The sequence below is a fragment of the Ralstonia sp. ASV6 genome (genome assembly GCF_016429285.1).
Lineage (GTDB): Bacteria > Pseudomonadota > Gammaproteobacteria > Burkholderiales > Burkholderiaceae > Ralstonia > Ralstonia flaminis.
This window is the reverse complement of sequence record NZ_JAELUI010000097.1, coordinates 1-21402: the sequence shown is the minus strand read 5'-3', so window position 1 is coordinate 21402 and position 21402 is coordinate 1. Positions and strand designations below refer to the sequence as shown.

The 21402-nt window shown below is 63.3% G+C and carries 15 protein-coding genes and 2 tRNA genes; 11 read left to right on the top strand and 6 right to left on the bottom strand.

Annotated elements, in window-relative coordinates:
- The 6 genes from JHD73_RS18690 to JHD73_RS18665 all read left to right on the top strand — a co-directional run.
- Window positions 1–673 (top strand): AAA family ATPase (locus JHD73_RS18690; RefSeq protein ID WP_199031747.1); only part of this gene is annotated, 673 nt, incomplete at its 5' end.
- 170 nt (window positions 674–843) lie between these two features.
- A complete protein-coding gene (gene lon / locus JHD73_RS18685; protein ID WP_199031746.1) occupies window positions 844–3264 on the top strand; it encodes an endopeptidase La in 2421 nt (806 codons plus the stop codon).
- Window positions 3265–3433: 169 nt separating this feature from the next.
- Entirely contained in the window at window positions 3434–3706 is a 273-nt protein-coding gene (locus JHD73_RS18680) for an HU family DNA-binding protein (RefSeq protein WP_021194571.1), read from the top strand.
- A gap of 78 nt (window positions 3707–3784) precedes the next feature.
- A tRNA-Val gene (locus JHD73_RS18675) sits at window positions 3785–3860 on the top strand.
- A 45-nt stretch (window positions 3861–3905) separates the two neighbouring features.
- Window positions 3906–3982, top strand: a tRNA-Asp gene (locus JHD73_RS18670).
- A 156-nt stretch (window positions 3983–4138) separates the two neighbouring features.
- Window positions 4139–6079: a SurA N-terminal domain-containing protein gene (locus tag JHD73_RS18665; protein ID WP_199031745.1), complete on the top strand. Its 1941-nt coding sequence runs from the start codon at window positions 4139–4141 to the stop codon at window positions 6077–6079.
- A gap of 75 nt (window positions 6080–6154) precedes the next feature.
- Here JHD73_RS18665 and lepB read toward each other — a convergent pair whose 3' ends face one another.
- On the bottom strand, window positions 6155–6847 hold the full coding sequence (gene lepB, locus JHD73_RS18660) for a signal peptidase I (protein ID WP_199031744.1): 693 nt from the start codon (window positions 6845–6847) through the stop codon (window positions 6155–6157).
- A 73-nt stretch (window positions 6848–6920) separates the two neighbouring features.
- A complete protein-coding gene (locus JHD73_RS18655; protein WP_199031743.1) occupies window positions 6921–7532 on the bottom strand; it encodes an arylesterase in 612 nt (203 codons plus the stop codon).
- Window positions 7533–7599: 67 nt separating this feature from the next.
- On the opposite strand from JHD73_RS18655, the gene JHD73_RS18650 reads away from it, so the two are divergent.
- On the top strand, window positions 7600–8310 hold the full coding sequence (locus JHD73_RS18650) for an ABC transporter ATP-binding protein (protein WP_199031742.1): 711 nt from the start codon (window positions 7600–7602) through the stop codon (window positions 8308–8310).
- A 13-nt stretch (window positions 8311–8323) separates the two neighbouring features.
- Here JHD73_RS18650 and pgi read toward each other — a convergent pair whose 3' ends face one another.
- Window positions 8324–9943, bottom strand: coding sequence for a glucose-6-phosphate isomerase (pgi, locus tag JHD73_RS18645; protein ID WP_199031741.1), 1620 nt, complete (start codon window positions 9941–9943; stop codon window positions 8324–8326).
- 61 nt (window positions 9944–10004) lie between these two features.
- Window positions 10005–11600: an NAD(P)H-hydrate dehydratase gene (locus JHD73_RS18640; protein WP_199031740.1), complete on the bottom strand. Its 1596-nt coding sequence runs from the start codon at window positions 11598–11600 to the stop codon at window positions 10005–10007.
- Between the two features lie 91 nt (window positions 11601–11691).
- Between JHD73_RS18640 and JHD73_RS18635 the strand changes: the two genes are divergently transcribed.
- The 3 genes from JHD73_RS18635 to JHD73_RS18625 all read left to right on the top strand — a co-directional run bounded on the left by JHD73_RS18635 (window position 11692) and on the right by JHD73_RS18625 (window position 17194).
- A complete protein-coding gene (locus JHD73_RS18635; protein ID WP_199031739.1) occupies window positions 11692–12258 on the top strand; it encodes a winged helix DNA-binding protein in 567 nt (188 codons plus the stop codon).
- Window positions 12259–12406: 148 nt separating this feature from the next.
- Window positions 12407–16495, top strand: coding sequence for a phosphoribosylformylglycinamidine synthase (gene purL, locus JHD73_RS18630; RefSeq protein WP_199031738.1), 4089 nt, complete (start codon window positions 12407–12409; stop codon window positions 16493–16495).
- A 3-nt stretch (window positions 16496–16498) separates the two neighbouring features.
- The gene (locus JHD73_RS18625) at window positions 16499–17194 is read left to right on the top strand and encodes a Pr6Pr family membrane protein (protein ID WP_199031737.1); all 696 of its coding nucleotides are present in this window, start codon (window positions 16499–16501) and stop codon (window positions 17192–17194) included.
- Between the two features lie 150 nt (window positions 17195–17344).
- On the opposite strand, the gene JHD73_RS18620 is transcribed toward JHD73_RS18625, so the two are convergent.
- Together JHD73_RS18620 and JHD73_RS18615 are read right to left on the bottom strand one after the other, a co-directional pair.
- Window positions 17345–18967: an NAD(P)/FAD-dependent oxidoreductase gene (locus JHD73_RS18620; RefSeq protein ID WP_199031736.1), complete on the bottom strand. Its 1623-nt coding sequence runs from the start codon at window positions 18965–18967 to the stop codon at window positions 17345–17347.
- Between the two features lie 288 nt (window positions 18968–19255).
- Entirely contained in the window at window positions 19256–20182 is a 927-nt protein-coding gene (locus JHD73_RS18615) for a LysR family transcriptional regulator (RefSeq protein WP_199031735.1), read from the bottom strand.
- Between the two features lie 126 nt (window positions 20183–20308).
- Between JHD73_RS18615 and JHD73_RS18610 the strand changes: the two genes are divergently transcribed.
- Window positions 20309–21073 carry an SDR family NAD(P)-dependent oxidoreductase gene (locus tag JHD73_RS18610; protein ID WP_199031734.1) on the top strand — a complete coding sequence of 255 codons (765 nt, stop codon included), beginning with the start codon at window positions 20309–20311 and terminating at the stop codon, window positions 21071–21073.
- Window positions 21074–21402: the final 329 nt, after the last annotated feature.

Here is a 21402-nt window from a genome sequence, read left to right as displayed (position 1 = left end):
CACCCGGGACGTTTCTGGGGAAGGTGTGCAGCAGGCGCTGCTGAAGCTTGTCGAAGGGACGATGGCGTCCGTGCCGCCGCAAGGTGGCCGCAAGCATCCGAACCAGGACTTTCTGCAGGTCGACACCACCAACATCCTGTTCATTTGTGGCGGCGCGTTCGATGGTCTGGAAAAGATCATCCGCCAGCGCTCCGACAAGACTGGGATCGGCTTCGGCGCAGAGGTGCAGAGCAAGGAAGAGCGCGACGTCAACGAAGTGCTGCCGCAGGTGGAGCCGGAAGATCTCATCAAGTTCGGTCTGATTCCCGAGCTGATCGGTCGTCTGCCCGTGGTGGCAACGCTGGCCAAGCTCGACGAGGCTGCCTTGATGGAAATCCTGGTCGAGCCTAAGAATGCAATCGTCAAGCAGTATCAGAAACTGCTGGCCATGGAAGGGGTGGAACTGGAAATTCGTCCGAGCGCGCTGACGGCAATCGCCCGCAAGGCGATCAAGCGCAAGACGGGGGCGCGCGGTCTGCGTTCCATCGTCGAGCACGCTTTGATGGATGTGATGTATGACCTCCCCAACCACAAGGGTGTGCAGAAGGTGGTGATCGACGAAAGCACGATCTCCGGCGATGGCAAGCCCTTGCTGATGTACGAAGAGCAACCCAAGGTTGCAGGTTCCAACTGACGCGAATGCCCGGCCGGGATGCGCCGTATGCGTCCCATGCAGGAAGCCGTTCGCACGCGAGCGGCTTTTTTTGCTTCGGGAAACCGGGTCGGCATGCGACTTGCGGTGGCGGTCTTGTAAAACCGTTGCTGCGCCCAATTTAGCCCTTACATGACTTTCTGGGGAAAATAATGTCCGGAACCCAACTTTTACCCGCTGAGCAGATTCGCCTGCCGCTGTTGCCGTTGCGTGACGTGGTGGTGTTTCCGCACATGGTGATTCCGCTGTTCGTGGGGCGCCCCAAGTCCATCAAGGCGCTGGAAGCCGCGATGGAGGCGGGCAAGAGCATCATGCTGGTCGCGCAGAAGACAGCGGCCAAGGATGAGCCGACCGATAAGGACCTCTACGAGATCGGTTGTATCGCCAACATCCTGCAGATGCTGAAGCTGCCGGACGGCACCGTGAAGGTGCTGGTCGAGGGCACGCAGCGCGCCAATATCCTGACCGTGACCGACGACGAATCGCACTTCTTCTGCGAAGCCGTGCCCGTCGGCCCGGAACCGACTGAATCGGCCGAGACCGAGGCGCTGCGTCGCGCCATCGTGTCGCAGTTCGATCAGTACGTGAAGCTGAACAAGAAGATCCCGCCGGAGATCCTGACCTCGCTGTCGGGTATCGACGAGCCGGGTCGCCTGGCTGACACCATCGCCGCCCATCTGCCGATCAAGCTTGAGCAGAAGCAGAAGATCCTCGAGATGTTCAATGTGACTGAACGTCTGGAGAGCCTGCTGTCGCAGTTGGAAGGCGAGATTGACATCCTGCAGGTGGAAAAGCGCATTCGTGGCCGCGTCAAGCGCCAGATGGAAAAGAGCCAGCGCGAGTACTACCTGAACGAGCAGGTCAAGGCCATCCAGAAGGAATTGGGCGAAGGCGAAGAAGGCGCCGATCTCGAAGAGCTGGACAAGAAGATCAAGGCCGCCCGCATGCCCAAGGAGGCCAAGAAGAAGGCCGACTCCGAGTTCAAGAAGCTCAAGCTGATGTCGCCGATGTCGGCGGAGGCGACGGTCGTGCGCAACTATATCGACACGCTCGTTGGTCTGCCGTGGCGCAAGAAGAGCAAGGTCAACAACGACCTGTCGAATGCCGAGCAGGTGCTGGACCAAGACCACTATGGTCTGGAGAAGGTCAAGGAACGCATTCTTGAGTACCTCGCGGTGCAACAGCGCGTCGACAAGCTCAAGGCGCCGATCCTGTGCCTCGTGGGGCCGCCGGGCGTCGGTAAGACTTCGCTCGGGCAGTCGGTGGCGCGTGCAACGAATCGCAAGTTCGTGCGCATGGCGCTGGGTGGTGTGCGCGACGAAGCCGAGATTCGTGGTCACCGTCGTACCTACATCGGGTCGATGCCGGGCAAGATCCTGCAGAGCCTGACCAAGGTTGGCGTGCGCAACCCGCTGTTCTTGCTCGACGAGATCGACAAGATGGGCGCGGATTTCCGCGGTGATCCGTCGTCGGCGCTGCTCGAAGTGCTGGACCCGGAACAGAACCACACGTTCCAGGACCACTACATCGAAGTGGATTTCGACCTGTCAGACGTGATGTTCGTGGCGACGTCGAACTCACTGAACATTCCGGCGCCGTTGCTGGACCGGATGGAAGTGATTCGTCTGTCGGGCTACACGGAAGATGAGAAGGTCAACATCGCTCGCCGTTACTTGCTGCCCAAGCAGATCAAGAACAACGGTCTGAAGGATGGCGAGATCGAGGTGACCGAAGGCGCGCTGCGAGACATCATCCGCTACTACACGCGAGAAGCTGGCGTGCGTTCGCTGGAGCGCGAGGTCTCGAAGATCTGCCGCAAGGTCGTCAAGCAACTGCTGCTGAAGAAGGAAGCCGGCACGTCCGTGAAGGTGGATTCGGACAACCTGGACAAATTCCTCGGCGTGCGTCGCTTCGACTTTGGTCTGGCCGGCAAGGAAGACCAGGTGGGCCAAGTGACGGGTCTGGCGTGGACGGAAGTGGGTGGCGATCTGCTGACCATTGAAGCTGCGTTGATGCCGGGCAAGGGCAACATCACCCGCACCGGTTCGCTGGGCGACGTGATGAAGGAGTCGGTCGAGGCCGCGCGTTCGGTGGTGCGTTCACGTTCGGCGCGCTTGGGTATCAAGGATGAAATGTTCGAGAAGCGCGACATCCACATCCACGTACCCGAAGGCGCGACGCCCAAGGACGGCCCGTCGGCAGGTATCGCGATGACGACGGCGCTGGTGTCGGTGCTGACCGGTATTCCGGTGCGCGCCGATGTGGCGATGACCGGCGAGATCACGCTGCGCGGCGAAGTGCTGCCGATCGGTGGTTTGAAGGAAAAGCTGCTGGCCGCACACCGTGGTGGTATCAAGCTGGCGCTGATTCCGGAAGAGAACGTCAAGGACTTGGCGGACATTCCGGACAACGTGAAGAACAGCATTGAGATCCAGCCGGTGCGCTGGATTGATAAGGTGCTGGAACTCGCGCTGGTGCGCAAGCCTGAGCCGCTACCGGAAGAGGAGGCCAAGCCTGCACCTGAAGCTGCCAAGGCGGATGACGGCAAGACGCAGGAAATGCTGCATCACTGATGCGGCAGGCTGCTTGAGTTGAAGAGGGCCCGACATTGTTCGGGCCCTTTTTCTTTGGGTTGTGTGCGATGCAGCCGGCGTGTTCAACGTTGGTCTCTTCGCCTTGACACGTCGATTGGCGGCCACTTTAATAAATCCACACTAAGCGGGTGTTCGGGGAGGTGGCGCGATGAACAAGACAGATCTCATCGACCATGTGGCGGCGCAGACCGACATGTCAAAAGCCGCGGCCGGGCGTGCCATCGACGCGCTGATCGGCGGTATCAAGGATGCGTTGTGCGACGGCGGATCAGTGACGCTGGTCGGTTTTGGCACGTTTCTGGTCGGCAAGCGATCTTCGCGCAACGGACGAAATCCGCGCACCGGAGCCACCATCACAATCGAAGGCGGCAAAGTTGCGAAATTCAAACCTGGCAAAGCGCTAAAAGATGCGCTAAACTAGCGGGCTTTGGTGCTCACAACATTCGGGTGACAACGAATGTGAGCGCCGGACAGTCCGGCCTGTGCCGGCAATGCGAACGGGTGCTTAGCTCAGTTGGTAGAGCAGCGCCCTTACAAGGCGCGGGTCGGGAGTTCGAGCCTCTCAGCACCCACCATCGTTCGCAATGCCGCTCCGTGCGTCGTGCAGTCCGACCCAATCTGGAGCGGTAGTTCAGTCGGTTAGAATACCGGCCTGTCACGCCGGGGGTCGCGGGTTCGAGTCCCGTCCGCTCCGCCAGAACATAGCAAAGGCCCGACGTTGTTCGGGCCTTTGTCTTTTCTACGGCAGATGTGTTGCAGGTGATGCCTGAACACTGCGCCGCGAATGTCCGGGATGTCTACGGCACCTGATAGAATCGCCGGATTTCCCATCTTCTATTCACTCCGGTCCAGCATGCTTGAATTCGTACGTACGCATCGGCGCTTGATGTTTCTGGTGCTGCTGATTCTGGTGTTCCCTTCGTTCGTGTTTTTTGGCGTGCAAAGCTATTCGAGCTTCATGGACAGCTCGCACGACGCAGCCAAGGTTGACGGCAAGGTCATCACTACCGCCGAGGTCGACAATCGCGTGCGCGAACAGACCGACCGCCTGCGCCAGATGCTTGGCGCGCAGTACGACCCGCGTCAGTTCGAAGGCCCGCAGATGCGTCGTGATGTGCTCGACGGCATCATTCAGCAGCGTGTGCTGTCCAATGAGGTCGCGCGTGCCAACCTGAGCGTCTCGAACGATAAGATTCGCGACACGATTCTGCAAATCCCGGCCGTGGCTGCGCTGCGCAAGCCGGATGGTTCGTTCGACGAGCAGGCCTACGTGCAACTGCTGGCTGCGCAGAACATGACGCCTGAGCAGTTGGAAAACAACCTGCGCTTTGAGCTCGCGCAGCAGCAGATTCCGCAGTCGATCGTGTCGACGGCTTTTGTGCCCAAGTCATTGGTGGACCACCTGATCCAGGTGCGTGACCAGCAGCGCGAAGTACAGGCCCTGGTGTTCAAGCCGACCGACTACGCTGCCAAGGTCACCGTTGACGACAAGGCCATCCAGGCCTACTACGACGCGCACCAGCAAGAGTTCTCGGTGCCGGAGCAGGTCAAGGCCGAGTATGTCGTGTTCTCGGGCGAAGACATGATGAAGCAGATTCCGGTCACGCCCGAGCAGATCAAGGAGTACTACGATCAGAACGCCGCGCGCTTCAAGACCCAGGAAGAACGCCGCGCTGCGCACATCCTGATCAAGCTGCCGGACAACGCGAAGCCTGCCGACAAGGACGCCGCCAAGAAGAAGGCCGAAGAAGTGTTGGCTGAAGTGCGCAAGAACCCGGCGAGCTTCGCTGAACTGGCCAAGAAGTACTCGGGCGATCCGGGCTCGGCCGCGCAAGGCGGTGAACTGGGCTTCCTGGCCAAGGGCGCGACCGTTCCGCCGTTCGAGAACGCATTGTTTGCGCTCAAGCAGCCGGGCGACATCAGCGATGTCGTGCAGAGCGACTTCGGTTTCCACATCATCAAGCTTGAGGAAGTGAAGGGCGGTGGTGTGCAGCCGCTGGAAGCCGTCAAGCCGGAACTGGAGCGCGAAGTGCGCACGCAACTGGCCAACAAGAAGTACACCGAACTGGCCGACGCGTTCTCCAACGCAGTTGAAGATCAGTCTGACAGCCTGAAGCCGGTGGCCGACAAGCTCAAGCTGCAAATCCAAACCGCTGACAACGTCACGCGCACGCCAAGCCCTGCGCAGTCGGGCAGCCCGATCGGCAACGAGAAGGTGCTCAAGGCGCTGTTTGCCGATGACGTCATCAAGAACCATCGCAATACGGCAGCCATCCAGGTTGGTCCGACCACGCTGGTGGCAGCACGTGCGGCGGAGTATCGCCCGGCGACGGTCAAGAAGCTGGCTGATGTGCGCGAACAGGTCAAGGCCAAGGTAATTGCTGAGCAGGCGGCTGCGCTGGCCAAGAAGGCCGGTGAAGAGAAGCTGGCTGCGGTCAAGCAGAGCAACAGCGCAGATGGCTTCGGCGCTGCGCAGACGGTGTCGCGTCAGCAGGCTCAGGGCACGCCGGCGCCGGCGCTCACAGCCATCCTGCGTGCCGATGCCACCAAGCTGCCGACCACCATCGGTGTTGATCTGGGCGCCCAAGGCTATGCGCTGTACCGCATCAACAAGGTGCTGCCGCCAGCCAATGTGGATGAAGCCCGCCGCGCTGCCGATGCACAGCAGTTGGCGCAAGCCGCTGGCCAGACCGACTTCAATGCCTACTACGAAGCGTTGAAGGCCCGCTCGAAGGTGAAGATCAACAGCAGCGTGATCGACGCTGCCAAGCCGTCCAGTTCGGGAGATGACTGAGCTAGACGCATCATCGCTGGCCAGACAAAAAGCCCCCTCAATTGAGGGGGCTTTTTTATGCCTGCAGGCGCACGGTCAGTTCAATGGTTTACCGATGCGCGCGAGACGTGGCAGATACCAGCGGTCCGGATCGAATGACACGGCTACGTGCGAGGCGCGCGCAATCAGGTTCTTGCGTGGGACAAACCCGAAGTAGCGCGAGTCGTGGCTGTTGTCGCGGTTGTCGCCGAGCATCAGGTAGTGGTCTGTCGGCACGGTGATTGGACCAAAGTTGCGTAGCGCGGCCACGTCAGGCAAGACCATCACAGGGTGCGCCTGCCCCGGCAGGGCCTCAGACCAGAGTTCGTGTGGAAGGGCTGCGGTGGCTTGTGGCAATGCACCGGGGGCAACGTCGGGTAGCGACGTGTATGCGATGCGCTGATGGTTGATGAAAAGCGCTTCACCGCGCATCTCGACAACATCGCCGGGCAGACCAATCAGGCGCTTGACGAGTTTCGTGCCATCTTCGGGCGATGAGAACACGACGACATCGCCGCGCCTTGGCTCGTCGCCACGCTTGAGCCAGACGGTCGTGGCAGGCACACGTATACCGTAGGCCAGCCGGTTCATCAGAATATAGTCGCCCTCGATGAGCGTTGGATTCATCGAGCCGCTGGGGACCACTGCCCAGTCGGCAATGCAGGCCCGGAAGGCAAACAGCAGCGACATGCCGACCAGGAACCGTTTGTTATCTCGCGCCGCACGCAGCGCGCCGGTCAAAAGCTTCATGGCATTCCCCCGTATGAGATGCGGCTGTGATGCGCGTCGAGCTTCTAGCGAGCAAGTCGGCGCGGGTGGGCCGTCACCGTCCGACCCGCGCCTTCAGCAGAGGTTCCAGTTTGGGCCAGACGTTCTCGAGCATCGTCGGTTGAGCCGCGGCGATCGGGTGAATGCGGTCCTCCTGGAACCAGTCGGGACGTTGTGCCACGCCCTCTAGCAGGAAGGGCACCAGTGGCAGCTTGTACTGCTGCGCCAGCTTGCCGTACATGGCGAAGAACCGGTCGCTGTAGTCGGGCCCATAGTTGGGCGGAATGCGCATGCCGACCAGTAGCACCTTGGCGCCTGCCGCCTGTGAGGCATCGATCATTGCCTTCAGATTGGCCTCGCTGGAGGCGAGTGACAGGCCGCGTAATGCGTCATTGCCGCCTAGCTCCACGATTACCACAGAGGGCTTCTCGCGCGCCAGCACGGCGGGCAGGCGTGAGCGGCCACCGGCCGTGGTATCGCCGCTGATGCTTGCATTGGCGACGCTATAATCGGGCTTCCGTTCTTTGAGGCGCTTGTCGAGCAGTGCGACCCAGCCAGTGCCTTGCGCCAGGCCGTATCCCGCCGACAGGCTATCGCCCAGCACCACCACGCGATGCGCTACGGGCGCGCCTTGTGCCGCTGCTTGCGCGACGGGCAGTATGCCCATCACAGAGCAGCTGAGTACCGCTACCAGTGCCTTCAAGCTGCGCCTTCTACTACCTACCTGTCCAATCATGTCGTCTTCCGCTAACTGGGTGATTGAAGTCGATTCGCTGCACAAGACCGTGCGCGATGCCACCGGTGAGTTGCCTATTCTGAGCGATGTTGGCTTCCGTGTGGAGGCGGGCGAGACGCTGGCCATCGTTGGCGCGTCGGGCTCGGGCAAATCGACGTTGCTGGGGTTGCTGGCAGGGTTGGACCTGCCGAGCGCTGGCAAGGTCAAGCTGCTGGGTCATGACTTGTTCGGGCTGGATGAGGATGGCCGCGCAACCGTCCGCGGCAGTCACGTGGGCTTTGTGTTTCAGACGTTCCAGTTGCTGCCGCATCTGACTGCGCTGGAGAACGTGATGCTGCCGCTCGAACTGCAAGGCGATGTGGGCGCTGCGGAAATGCGCCGTCGCGCCACGACGCTGCTGGAACGTGTCGGCCTCGGTGCGCGGCTTTCCCACTATCCGAAGACGCTGTCGGGCGGCGAGCGGCAGCGTGTGGCACTGGCCCGCGCATTCGTGACCGAGCCGGACATCCTGTTTGCGGATGAGCCGACCGGCAGCCTGGACACCGCCACCGGTGAAGCGGTCATCGCCTTGATGTTCGAGCTCAATCAGAGCGCTGGCTCTACGCTGGTGCTGGTCACGCATGACCGCTCTGTGGCGGCACGCTGCAACCGCATTCTCACCATTGAAGCAGGTCACCTGGTCGGCGACGAGACCGTCACCGAGCTTTGATCGCTTTGATCGATTAGAGCGCTGTCTTGGCGCGGTGGATCAGCGCAGCTGTCGATGCGTCATGCGCTACCGAGGCCGGGGCGCCTTCCAGCTCCGCCTGGATTGGCTTGGCGAGCTTCTTGCCCAACTCCACGCCCCACTGGTCGAACGAGTTGATGTTCCACACCGCGCCTTGCACAAAGGTCCGGTGCTCAGCGCAGGCGATCAACGCGCCAAATGATGCAGCATCGAGACGCTCCATCACGATGGTCGTGCTCGGGCGGTTGCCCTCAAACACCATGTGCGGCACCAACGCCTCGTCAGTCACACCGCCCGCACGGACTTCATCCGCGGTGCGGCCGCGCAGCAGTGCTTCGCCCTGAGCAAAGCAGTTGGCCAGCAGCTTGGCATGGTGGCCGGGCAGATTGCGCACCGGCTCCAGTGTGGTGATGAAATCCACCGGCACGATCTGCGAGCCTTGGTGGATCAGTTGGAAGTACGCATGCTGGCCATTGGTGCCCGCCGTGCCCCAGACGATGGGGCCGGTGTCAGTATCAATGGCAGCGCCCGTGCGCTGGACCGACTTGCCGTTGCTCTCCATCTCCAGTTGCTGCATGAAGTCGGTCAGCAGTTCCAGCGGCGCGCAGTAGGGCACCGTGCAGGCGCTTGCTGCGTTGAAAAAGCCGCGATACCACACCGACAACATCCCGAGAATGAGCGGCAGGTTCTCGCGCGGCGCGGCTGTGGCGAAATGGCGGTCCATTGCGCGCGCGCCGTCGAGCATCGCTTCGAACTGCTGCGGCCCGATCGCCAGCACGATCGACAGACCCACCGCAGACCACAGCGAGAATCGCCCGCCCACCCAGTCCCAGAAGGTGAACATGTGGTCTGGGTCAATGCCGAACTGGGCGACGGCTTCGCGGTTGGTGGAGACCGCAACGAAGTGGTGCTTGAGCTGATCTTCCGCCACGCCGTGCTCGACAAACCAGCGGCGCATGCTATGCGCGTTGGCCATCGTCTCAAGCGTGGTGAACGTCTTGGAGCAGACGATGGCGAGCGTGGTGTCAGGGTTCAGGTGGTCAAGCGTCTCGGCCAGATCTGTGCCGTCGACGTTCGAGACGAAATGCACGCGCACCTGTGGCACGGCCAGATGGTCGAGCGCGCGGCACACCATACGGGGGCCAAGATCTGAGCCGCCAATGCCGATGTTGACGATGTCCGTGATGCGTTGGCCGGAGTGGCCTGTCCAGGCGCCGCTGTGCACGCGGTTGGCGAAATCGTGCATCTGGGCACGCACGCGCAGCACCTCGGGCATGACGGGTTCGCCGTCGGCACGGTAGTCGTCTTCTGCGCGGCCGCGCAAGGCGACGTGCAAGACAGAGCGGTGCTCGGTGTTGTTGATGCGGTCGCCGCGCAGCATGGCGTCGCGCAGCGTGAGCACGCCCGCTTCATCGGCCAATTGCAGCAGCAGGGCGAGCGTGTCGGATGTGATGCGGTTTTTTGAGTAGTCGACCGTTAGGCCAGCAGCTTCCAGGGTGAAGGCGCGCACCCGTTCCTCGGCGTCCGGCGCGGCAAACCAATCGCGCATATGGGCGGCGCGGATGGTTTGGGCATGTTGCGTCAGGGATTGCCAGGCAGGAAAGGCTGTGGGCATGCGGTATGACATTGAGTAGCAAAAACGAATGCGCAGTATAACGGCGCAACATGGCGCTTTTCTATCCGCGCGTGTCTGACGCCAGCAGTGCGTTGAGTGCGCGTCGCGCCGGGGCGCACAGTTCACTCGCATGCAGACCGATCGGGCCCTCGCCCGAGGCAACCAGATCGTCTGCCGCCCGGCCATGCAGCCAGACTGCGGACAGCGCCGCCTCGCGTGCCGGCACGCCCTGCGCAAGCAAAGCACCCACCATACCGGTGAGCACGTCGCCCGTGCCGCCCGAGGCCAGACCGCCATTGCCCGTCGGGTTGACGGCGGGTGGCATGCCCGGTGCCGCAATCACTGTGCCTGAACCCTTGAGCACGACAACGGCACCCGTCCGGTTGACGAGCGCCTTGGCGGCGGCCAAGCGGTCGCGCTGGACGGCTTGGGCGTCGAGCTGCAGCAGGCGCGCGGCCTCAAGCGGATGGGGTGTTAGCACCACGGGCACGCCGCTTTGCGCCAACTGCGTCAGATGCGTGAGCAGCGCGGGCACTTTGGCAAACAGGTTCAGTGCATCAGCATCGAACACGGCGGGGATGCGCGACGACAGCATCCGATCCAGCAGATGGTCGAGCGCTGCCTCAGCATCCTTGGCAGTGCTCATGCCTGGGCCCACGGCCAGCGCTTGCATGCTGTCCAGGTCGAGCGCGCCCCACGCATGCAGCATCAGTTCGGGCTGAGCGGAGTCCACACGCGGTGCATCCGCCGCCAACGACACGACGTGCACTTTGCCCGCGCCCAGGTACAGCGCCCCACGCGCAGTCAGCAGCGGAGCGCCCACCATGCCATGTGCGCCTCCGACGATCGCCACGCTGCCATACGACCCTTTGTGACCATCGTGCCTGCGACGCGGCAGATGGGCGAGCCAGCGCGCGGGCGTGTTGACGAGCGCTTCCGCTTCAATCACACCGTCGTACGCAGGTTGTGCGGCCTGTAGATCGGCCAGCGCGATGTCGCCGGTGGCATCGCGGCCGCCGCCGGTCAGCAAGCCCGGTTTGACCGCGAGGAACGTGAGCGTGGCATGTGCATGCACTACGGGTGATCCTGGCGCCGGCGGTTGGCCCGTATCGCCATTCAGTCCGGAGGGAATGTCGAGCGCATAAATCGGCAGGCCGCTGGCATTGAGCGTATCGACTAGCGCCGCATGCAGCCCGGCCAGCGGCCGCGCGAGCCCGATGCCGAACAGCCCATCGACGATGGCCGTGGTTGTGGCCGGCACGGAAGCAGGTGTGTGCAGAAGCTCAATCGGCACGTTGGCAGCGCGCGCCTCGGTCCACGCGCGGCGGGCGTCGTCGGGCAGCTTGGCCGGATCGGCGGCCAGCCACACGGTGACGGCACGGCCCGCCAGGTGCAGCACAGTGGCTGCGACGAGGGCATCGCCACCGTTGTTGCCAGGGCCAGCGATAAAGAGCAGATGGCCGTGTGGCACACGCGTCTGAAGCCAGTCTGCAGCCGCCTCGCCGGCTCGGGCCATCAGGGTGAAGGGGGGGAGGGAGCGGTAAGCAGCGGCTTCCAACGCGCGAACGCCTGCTGTGCCGAAGAGCTGGTCGGCGCCGTGATGCGCGGCCAAAACGCCGCTGATCAGGATTTCACGCCAGGTCGGATGTGCGGACATGATGGGTCTAACCGGGGCAGACATGACGATCTATTCTCTTACAATAGCCCGCGTCTCCGACTGTTTCCGATCCTTTTTCCCTGAGTTGCGCATGTCTAAATCGCCCTCCACCCCGAAAACCGATCTGCCGGAAGCCGCCGCCAATGAAGGAGGCAAGGGCGGGCCGATCGTGTCTTCCTCGCATCTGGTGTCGGCGCGCAGCCCGGAGTTGTCGGAGTTCGAGTTTGCGCTCAACACCGCCTACAACGCCTACAACCGCTGGTGCGTGCGCTGCATGGCCGCCGCAGGCGTGCGCGACCTGACTTTCCTCGATGTGCTGGTGGTGCATCACGTCAACCACCGCGGCCGCGCCAAGCGGCTGGCCGACATCTGCTTTGTGTTGAACGTGGAAGATACCCACCTCGTCACGTATTCCCTCAAGAAGCTGCAGGGGATGGAACTGGTGGAGGGCACGCGCAGCGGCAAGGAAGTCACCTACACCACCACATCTGCCGGTGAAAAGGCCTGCGCCCGCTACCGCGAGATCCGCGAGCAGTGCCTGACCAGCAACATCTCGCCCGGTGGCGAGGAAAATGCGGAAATTGGCGAGCTGGCACGCCTGCTGCGCGTGCTGACAGGGCTGTACGAACAGGCCGCCCGCTCGGCAACATCGCTGTAAAACGCTGGTTTCAGCCTCGGCAAGGGCATTTTGGGGCGCTTTGAGGCTCGGTAAGCGGGGCAGGGCAAGGTACAATGGCGGCTTTCTCGCGCGTGCCCCCGCGCACGTCGGGAAACCCTCCTTCCAGCTACTGCCTGCCTTGCCCACCATGGCGCATTTCTCGTGCTTTCCCGGCGCTCTCGCGCTGTCCGCCTTCCGCCAGCAACGCCTGCTTTCCACCCTCAAGCGCATCGATCCTGATATCGAAGCCGTCAGCGCTCAGTACCTGCACTTCGTGGCCGCTGACACGCCACTCTCGGCCGATGAATCCGCCCGTGTACAAGCGCTGCTGACCTACGGCTCGCCCGCACCGGCGGATGTCGAGGGCGACCGCTTTGTGGTCATTCCGCGCTTTGGCACCATCTCGCCATGGGCCAGCAAGGCGACCGAAATCGCCCGCCACTGCGCGCTGCCGCAAATCCACCGCATCGAACGCGGCGTGGAATTCACCGTCACGTGCAAGAAGGGCCTCATCCGCAGCTTGACGGGTACTGCCAAGCATCTGGACGACGCCACCCGCGCCGCCGTGGCCGCGCATCTGCACGACCGCATGACCGAAACCGTGATCGACTCGCGCGAAGCCGGTTACGGCCTGTTCGACGTGTTGCCCGCCAAGGCGCTGCGCTTTGTGGACATCGGCGGCGGTCGCCAAGCATTGGAAGCCGCCAACATTGAGATGGGCCTGGCCCTGTCCGACGACGAAATCGACTACCTGGTCGACGCCTACCGCAAGCTCGAACGCAACCCGACCGACGTCGAGTTGATGATGTTCGCGCAGGCCAACAGCGAGCACTGCCGCCACAAGATCTTCAACGCCGACTGGACCATCGACGGCGAGCAGCAGGACAAGTCGCTCTTCGCGATGATCCGTAACACGCACCAACTCGCGCCGCAGGGCACGATCGTCGCTTACTCCGACAACGCCGCCGTAATGGAAGGGGGCATGGCCGAGCGCTGGTTCCCGCACGCCGGTACCGAGGCCGCGACGGGCGTGCCGCAATACGGCCGCCGCGAAGCCCTCACGCACACGCTGATGAAGGTGGAGACGCACAATCACCCGACGGCCATTTCGCCGTTCCCGGGGGCATCGACTGGCGCGGGCGGTGAAATCCGCGACGAAGGCGCAACCGGCCGCGGCGCCAAGCCCAAGGCGGGCCTGACGGGCTTTACCGTGTCGAACCTGCTGCTGCCGGACGCCGAGCAATCGTGGGAAAACGCGCGCGATACAGCCCAGCTCGTGGCACACCGCAATCCCGCTGAAGCCGCACCGGGGCCTGTCGGCAAGCCCGACCGCATCGCGTCGCCGCTGCAGATCATGATCGAAGGCCCGATCGGCGGCGCTGCGTTCAACAACGAATTCGGCCGGCCCAACCTGGGCGGCTACTTCCGCGTCTACGAGCAGAACGTGGGCGGCACGGTGCGTGGCTATCACAAGCCGATCATGATTGCCGGCGGCATCGGCAACATCGACGCCGGCCACACGCACAAGCACGGACTGCCGGCCGGTACGCTGCTGATCCAGCTTGGCGGCCCCGGCATGCGCATCGGCATGGGCGGCGGCGCCGCCAGCTCGATGGCCACCGGCACCAACACTGCAGACCTGGACTTCGACTCCGTCCAGCGCGGCAACCCAGAAATGCAGCGCCGCGCCCAGGAAGTCATCAACGCGTGCTGGGCACTGGGTGAAGACAACCCGATCCTGTCGATTCACGACGTGGGTGCGGGCGGCATCTCCAACGCCTTCCCGGAAATCGTGGACGGCGCGGGGAAGGGCGCACGCTTCGATCTGCGCCAGGTGCATCTGGAAGAGTCGGGCCTCTCGCCGGCAGAAATCTGGTGCAACGAATCGCAGGAGCGCTACACGCTGGCCATTGCCCCGGGCGATTTCCCGCGCTTCCAGGCCATGTGCGAGCGCGAGCGCGCGCCGTTCTCGGTGGTCGGTTTCGCCACGGATGAACAGCAACTGCAAGTGGTCGACAGCGATGCCCCAGTGGATGGTGCCGACCACTACCCGGTCAACATGCCGATGGACGTGCTGCTCGGCAAGCCGCCACGCATGCACCGCGACGTGCGCCGCGTGGCGCAGGAACTGCCGGACGTGGACGTCACCGGTCTGGACCTGGAAGTCGTCGCACGCGATGTGCTGCGCCACCCGACCGTTGCCAGCAAATCGTTCCTCATCACCATTGGCGACCGCACCGTCGGCGGCCTGAACACGCGCGACCAGATGGTCGGCCCGTGGCAGGTGCCGGTGGCCGACGTGGCCGTCACCACGCTCGACTTCAAGGGCTACGCCGGCGAGGCGATGACGATGGGCGAGCGCACGCCGCTGGCCGTCATCAACGCGCCCGCATCGGGCCGCATGGCGATTGGTGAGTCCATCACCAACATCGCCGCGGCGCCCATCGACTCGCTCACGCAACTGAAGCTGTCCGCCAACTGGATGGCGGCCTGCGGCGTGAACGGCGAAGACGCCCGCCTGTACGACACCGTCAAGGCCGTCGGCATGGAACTGTGCCCGGCGCTGGGTATCAGCATTCCGGTGGGCAAGGACTCGTTGTCGATGCGCACCAAGTGGGAAGACGAGGGCGCTGCGAAGGAAGTCGTGGCACCCGTGTCGCTCATCGTCTCGGCCTTCGCGCCGGTGACGGACGTGCGCAAGACGCTTACGCCGCAACTCAAGCAAGTCGAATCGGCCAACGCACCGGTCGACACCACGCTGATCCTCATCGACCTCGGCCGCGGCAAGAACCGCATGGGCGGCAGCATTCTGGCGCAGGTCACGCAGCAGATCGGCAACAGCGCGCCGGACGTGGACGACGCCGAAGACCTCAAGCGCTTCTTCGCGGCCATCCAGCAACTGAATGCCAGCGGTGCGCTGCTGGCCTACCACGACCGCTCCGACGGCGGCTTGTGGGCGACCGTCTGCGAAATGGCGTTTGCTGGCCACTGCGGCGTGTCGATCAACGTCGATATGCTCACGCTTGACGACGCAGCCGATCATGGCGATGCCAAGAACTGGGCGCAGCAGGTCTCCGGCCGCCGCGCCGACCTGACCTTGCGCGCGCTGTTTGCCGAAGAACTCGGCGCCGTCATTCAAGTGCCGCTGGCCCAGCGCGACGCGGTTTTCGCGGTGCTGCGTGAGCATGGCCTGTCTGGCTGCAGCCACGTGATCGGCGCGCCCAACGCCAACGGCCACATTGAAATCTGGCGCGATGCCAAGAAGGTGTTCAGTGCCTCACGCATCGAGCTGCAACGCACTTGGACGGATGTCTCCTGGCGCATCGCCAGCCTGCGCGACAACCCCGAGTGCACGCAGAGCGAGTACGACATCCTCCTGGATGCCGAAGACCCAGGCATTTCGCCCAAGCTCACGTTCGATATTGCGGAAGACGTGGCCGCGCCGTTCATCGCCACGGGCGCCCGCCCGCGCATGGCGATCCTGCGCGAGCAGGGCGTCAACTCGCAGGTGGAAATGGCCTACGCGATGGACAAGGCCGGCTTCGACACCTACGACGTCCACATGAGCGACCTGCTGGCAGGCCGCACGAACCTCGCCAGCTTCAAGGGCTTCGTCGCGTGCGGTGGCTTTAGCTACGGTGACGTGCTTGGCGCGGGTGAGGGCTGGGCGAAGACGATCCTCTTCAACAGCATGCTCGCCGAGCAGTTCGCGGCGTTCTTCAACCGAACCGATTCGATCGCGCTGGGCGTGTGCAACGGCTGCCAGATGATGGCGAACCTCGCCCCGATCATCCCGGGCGCCGGTGCATGGCCGAAGTTCACGCGCAACCAGTCGGAGCAGTACGAAGGCCGTCTGGTGACGGTGCAGGTGGAAGCGTCCCCATCGATCTTCTACGCGGGCATGGAAGGCAGCCGCATCCCCATCGTCGTCGCGCACGGCGAAGGCTATGCCGACTTCTCGCAACAAGGCGACATCGACAAGGTGGCTGTCGGCCTGCGCTATGTCGACAACCGCGGCCAGGTCACGCAAGCGTACCCGTTGAACCCGAACGGCTCGCCGCAGGGCATTGCCTCGGTGACGACGCACGACGGTCGATTCACAGCGCTGATGCCGCACCCGGAACGCGTGTTCCGCGCGGTGCAGATGAGCTGGCATCCGAAGGAATGGGAAGCCGCCGGCGACGGCAGCAGCCCGTGGATGCGCATGTTCCGCAACGCACGCAAGTGGATGGCCTGATGCATGGCTGAGCCGATCAATGCATCACCGGTGCGGCTGGCACGGGCATGGCATGCCGTGTTGGCCGCCGTCATTGTCGTTGCGTTGATCGTGCAAGTCACCTTGACCGCCAGCGGTGTGGGTAGCCAGGTCTCGCTTGCAACGCGACTTGTCCGCTTGTTCAGCTACTTCACCATCCAAAGCAACATCCTGGTTGCGGTGGCTGCCATCTCTCTCGTGATGGACCCTGCGCGAGACGGCAAATGGTGGCGCGTACTCAGGCTGGATGGCTTGCTCGGCATCGCAACGACGGGGCTGGTGTTTCACATCGTGCTCGCGCCGATCTCGAAGGCAACGGGGTTGGCGCGCTTGGCGTCAGACGGCTTTCACTACGTCTCGCCATGGATGGCGCTTGTCGGCTGGCTGCTGTTTGGCCCCCGGCCACGTATTGGATGGTCGACCGTGGCGCTATCGCTGATCTGGCCGGCGGCGTGGCTTGCGTACACCTTCATGCATGGCGCGTTGAGTGGGTGGTATCCCTATCCGTTCTTGAATGCGGCGCAGATCGGGTATCCGGCTGCGCTGGCAAATACGGCGGCCGTGCTTGCTGGGTCGAGTGTCCTCGTCTTGCTGTTCAAGTCGCTGGATCGCTGGGTGCCTGCGCCGTTGCTGTCGATGCGACGTTGGCGTGCGGTGGATGAGGGCAATGCGAACGCGTGAAGATGCGTCTGCCAGGCAGCAAAGGAAAAACGCGCCAAAGGGTAACCTTGGCGCGTTTTTCTTTGATGTTTCACCAGAGACCGCAGCGCGCGGCACGCGGCGTCATAGCTCTCGGCCGAGTTGACCGTTACCGCGCCCTGCATCCACACATCAGGACGCGTGTGTCGATGTCAGATTGAGTGCCACTGCTTGCGCCACTTCAATGCCATCGATGGCCGCCGAGTAGATACCACCGGCATACCCGGCGCCTTCGCCGGCCGGATACAGACCTTCGACGTTCATGCTTTGGTAATCGTCTTTGCGTCGAATCCGGATCGGTGATGACGTGCGCGTCTCCACGCCGGTGAGCACGGCATCGTGCATCGCGAAGCCCGCGATCTTCCTATCGATCTGGGGAAGTGCTTCACGGATGGCTTCGATCACGTAGTCAGGGAGCGCCGTGCTGAGATCGGTCGGGTTCACGCCCGGCTTGTAAGACGGCTCCACGGTGCCGAGCGACGTCGATGGCCGGCCTGCGATGAAATCGCCGACCAACTGGCCCGGCGCGCGGTAATCGCCGCCGCCGAGTTCGAATGCCCGCTCTTCCCATTTGCGCTGGAACGCGATGCCCGCCAGTGGCCCGCCGGGATAGTCTTCCGGCGTGATGCCGACGACGATGCCCGCATTCGCGTTGCGCTCGGCCCGGGAGTACTGGCTCATGCCATTGGTGACCACGCGGCCCGGCTCGGAGGTTGCCGCGACCACCGTGCCACCAGGGCACATGCAAAAGCTGTAGACCGCCCGGCCATTGCTGCAGTGGTGGACCACCTTGTAGTCGGCCGCGCCGAGTTCCTTGTGGCCCGCAAACTTGCCGAAGCGGGCGCGATCGATCAGCCCCTGCGGATGTTCGATGCGAAAACCCAGTGAAAACGGCTTGGCTTCGATATAAACACCGCGATCGTGCAGCATCTGGAACGTGTCGCGGGCGCTGTGGCCAACGGCCAGCACGACGTGGTCGCACCGCAGCGTTTCACCGTTCGAGAGCTTGAGCGAGCGCACCTTGCCCTGATCGATTTCGATATCGTCAACCCGGGTTTCGAAACGCACTTCGCCGCCCAGTTCGTGGATGGTCGCGCGCATTTTTTCCACCATGCTGACGAGGCGGAACGTGCCGATGTGCGGCCGGCTCAGATACAGGATGTCTTCCGGTGCGCCCGCCTTGACGAACTCCTCGAGCACCTTGCGGCCGTAGTGGTGCGGATCCTTGATCTGGCTGTACAGCTTGCCGTCGGAAAACGTCCCAGCGCCGCCCTCGCCAAACTGCACGTTGGATTCCGGGTTGAGCACGGACTTGCGCCACAGGCCAAAGGTGTCCTTGGTGCGCTCGCGCACGGCCTTGCCACGTTCGAGGATGATGGGACGGAACCCCATCTGCGCGAGGATGAGCCCTGCGAACAAACCGCACGGCCCCATGCCGATCACTACCGGACGTGGGCGCGTCATGTGCTCGGGTGCCCGCGCGACAAAACGGTAGGTCATGTCCGGCGTCACCCCGCAATGCGGCGTGCCAGCCATCCGCTTGCGCACGGCCGCCTCGTCCTTGACTTCGACGTCGACGATATAGGTCAGCTTGATATCCGAGCGCTTGCGTGCATCGTGGGCACGGCGGAATACGGTATAACGGACGAGCCCGTCTGCCGCTACGCCAAGATCTGCGAGGCGCGCGAGAACTGCGGCTTCAAGATCGTCTTCGGCATGGTCCAGAGGGAGTTTGACTTCACTTAAACGTAGCATGGGTACTGAGTGCGGTTGCCACGGGAATCGTGGCGAATCCGCATTTTATAGGTTCAGCGACTTCTCAAATGGAAAGGCGCTGACCTGTTCGATTTCTTCGGACCACCGATTCCTGTCAAGGCCAATACCGTGTGAGCCTATGACTGCGTCTTCGCTACCACCGTCGATGGCCCGCGGATCAAGATCCAAAGCGCGTGGGACAGGACCCAGTTGCCATACTTGGCATGGTGTTCCGGGGGCTTGTCGTGCTCCTTGCCTGCAGGCAGATTGTCCGATGGAGCGACATTCCTACGCGCCCGAACTGCGCTCCTCCAGATACGGCTGCAACAACGCCCCCATCCAATGCATAAACACCTGCACCCGCACCGGCAAATTCCTCCGGTTCGGATACACAAACGACACCGGCATCGGCGGCGGGCGCAGGTCGGGCAGCACCTCCACCAGCGTGCCATCTGCAATGGCCGATGACAGCCCGGCATACACCGGCGCCTGGATCATCCCCAGCCCCGCGCGGCACGCGGCGTCATAGCTCTCGGCCGAGCTGACCGTTACCGCGCCCTGCATCGGCCGGAACGCCGAGCGGCCATCCACCGTGTATTCCCACCCTGGCGATTTCGTCCCCAGCGTCTGCACGTAATGGACGATGCGATGGTGGTCGAGGTCTTCCAGCGTCTTCGGCATGCCGTAGCGTGCGATATAGCCGCGGCTCGCGCAGTTGACCTGATGCAACTGGCCGAGCGGGCGCGCGATCAGGCTGCTGTCGGCGAGGGTGCCGATGCGCAGCACACAGTCGAACCCTTCGCGTACCGGGTCAACGCGGCGGTCGGTGCTGGAGAGCTCGATTTCCAGCTCGGGGTGTGCATCCAGCAGGGTCGGCAGGGCGGGGATGACGATGCGGCGCGCCACGCCCACCGGCATATCCACGCGCAGCCGGCCGCGCAGCGCCTGCGGGCTCTGGCGGAACATGGTCTGCAGTTCATCCATGTCGGCCAGCAAGTCCTGGCAGCGCTCGTAGAAGGCCTGGCCGTCTTGCGTGAGCTGCACCTTACGGGTGGTCCGGTGCAGCAGGCGCGTACCGAGCGTGGTCTCCAACTGCTGCACCGCCACCGAGGCCGCCGGTTTGGGAATGCTGAGGGCTTCGGCCGCGCGCGTGAAGCTGGCGAGTTCAGCCACGCGCACAAAAATCTGCATGGCTTCGAGTTGGTTGGCGGGCATAGCGGGGTGGGTCGATTGTTATCTGTGAGCAAACACAGCAATAGGATAGGCGATATTTATTCTGTGTTTATCGCCCAATACCATGCTCTCACGGTGCTCGGCACCCCTCACTCACTGGAGAGCAAGATGACCCAATCCCACACCCCCATCGCCATCGTGACCGGCGGCAGCCGCGGCCTCGGCAAGAACATGGTGCAGAAGCTGGCCCAGCGCGGCACCGACGTGATCTTCACCTACCGCAGCAACCGCGCCGAAGCCGAGGCGCTGGTGGCTGAACTGACAGCGCTAGGACGGCGCGCCGCCGCGCTGCAACTCGACGCCGGCAAGATCGCCACCTTCCCCGCCTTTGCCGATGCCGTGCGCGGCGTGCTGGCGCAATGGAACGCCGAGCGCTTTGATTACCTCGTCAACAACGCCGGCGTGGGCGTGCACGCCAACCTGGCCGAGACGACCGAGGCCCAGTTCGACGAACTGATGAACGTGCACTTCAAGGGCGTGTTCTTCCTCACACAGATCCTGCTGCCGCTGATGGCCGACGGTGGGCGCATCGTGAATATCTCGTCGGGGCTGGCGCGCTTTGCGCTGCCGGGCTACGGCGCGTACGCGGCGATGAAGGGCGCGGTGGAAGTGCTGACGCGCTATCTGGCGAAGGAACTCGGCCCGCGCGGCATTGCCGTCAACGTGGTCGCCCCGGGCGCCATCGAGACCGACTTCGGCGGTGGGGCCGTGCGCGACAACGCGAATCTCAACGCCATGGTGGCCGCCAACACGGCGCTGGGCCGCGCCGGCGTGCCGGACGATATCGGTGGGGTGGTGGCGTCGCTGCTATCGCCGGATAACCGCTGGATCAACGCGCAGCGCATCGAGGCCTCGGGCGGCATGTTCCTTTAAGCGCCTCGAACTGCCTTGCGTGGAGGTCTGAGGTCCATTCGCGGGCCTCTGAGGTCCAACGGTGGACGTCCAATGGTCCATTGATGGAGCAAAAAGGTCCGCGCGCCGAGCTCGGAGGTCCGATGCCGGGGCTCTGAGGGGCAAAGCTGGACCTCAAAGGTCCGACGTCGGAGGTCGGGAGGTCCGGCGGTGCACCTAAAAGGGGAGTGTCAGGATTTCCGTGTTCAAGGCTGGGGTTGAGAATCACACGGACGGTCGAACGAATCGATCTGCATAGAGGATAGCGAATTGGTTCATAGCGTCCTTCCAAGCGAGACCGGGGCGGTTCC

Coding starts and splice junctions, on each gene's coding strand:
- lon (WP_199031746.1), top strand. CDS start 844: ATGTCCGGAACCCAACTTTTACCCGCTGAGCAGATTCGCCTGCCGCTG.
- JHD73_RS18680 (WP_021194571.1), top strand. CDS start 3,434: ATGAACAAGACAGATCTCATCGACCATGTGGCGGCGCAGACCGACATG.
- JHD73_RS18665 (WP_199031745.1), top strand. CDS start 4,139: ATGCTTGAATTCGTACGTACGCATCGGCGCTTGATGTTTCTGGTGCTG.
- lepB (WP_199031744.1), bottom strand. CDS start 6,847: ATGAAGCTTTTGACCGGCGCGCTGCGTGCGGCGCGAGATAACAAACGG.
- JHD73_RS18655 (WP_199031743.1), bottom strand. CDS start 7,532: ATGGGCATACTGCCCGTCGCGCAAGCAGCGGCACAAGGCGCGCCCGTA.
- JHD73_RS18650 (WP_199031742.1), top strand. CDS start 7,600: ATGTCGTCTTCCGCTAACTGGGTGATTGAAGTCGATTCGCTGCACAAG.
- pgi (WP_199031741.1), bottom strand. CDS start 9,943: ATGCCCACAGCCTTTCCTGCCTGGCAATCCCTGACGCAACATGCCCAA.
- JHD73_RS18640 (WP_199031740.1), bottom strand. CDS start 11,600: ATGTCCGCACATCCGACCTGGCGTGAAATCCTGATCAGCGGCGTTTTG.
- JHD73_RS18635 (WP_199031739.1), top strand. CDS start 11,692: ATGTCTAAATCGCCCTCCACCCCGAAAACCGATCTGCCGGAAGCCGCC.
- purL (WP_199031738.1), top strand. CDS start 12,407: ATGGCGCATTTCTCGTGCTTTCCCGGCGCTCTCGCGCTGTCCGCCTTC.
- JHD73_RS18625 (WP_199031737.1), top strand. CDS start 16,499: ATGGCTGAGCCGATCAATGCATCACCGGTGCGGCTGGCACGGGCATGG.
- JHD73_RS18620 (WP_199031736.1), bottom strand. CDS start 18,967: ATGCTACGTTTAAGTGAAGTCAAACTCCCTCTGGACCATGCCGAAGAC.
- JHD73_RS18615 (WP_199031735.1), bottom strand. CDS start 20,182: ATGCCCGCCAACCAACTCGAAGCCATGCAGATTTTTGTGCGCGTGGCT.
- JHD73_RS18610 (WP_199031734.1), top strand. CDS start 20,309: ATGACCCAATCCCACACCCCCATCGCCATCGTGACCGGCGGCAGCCGC.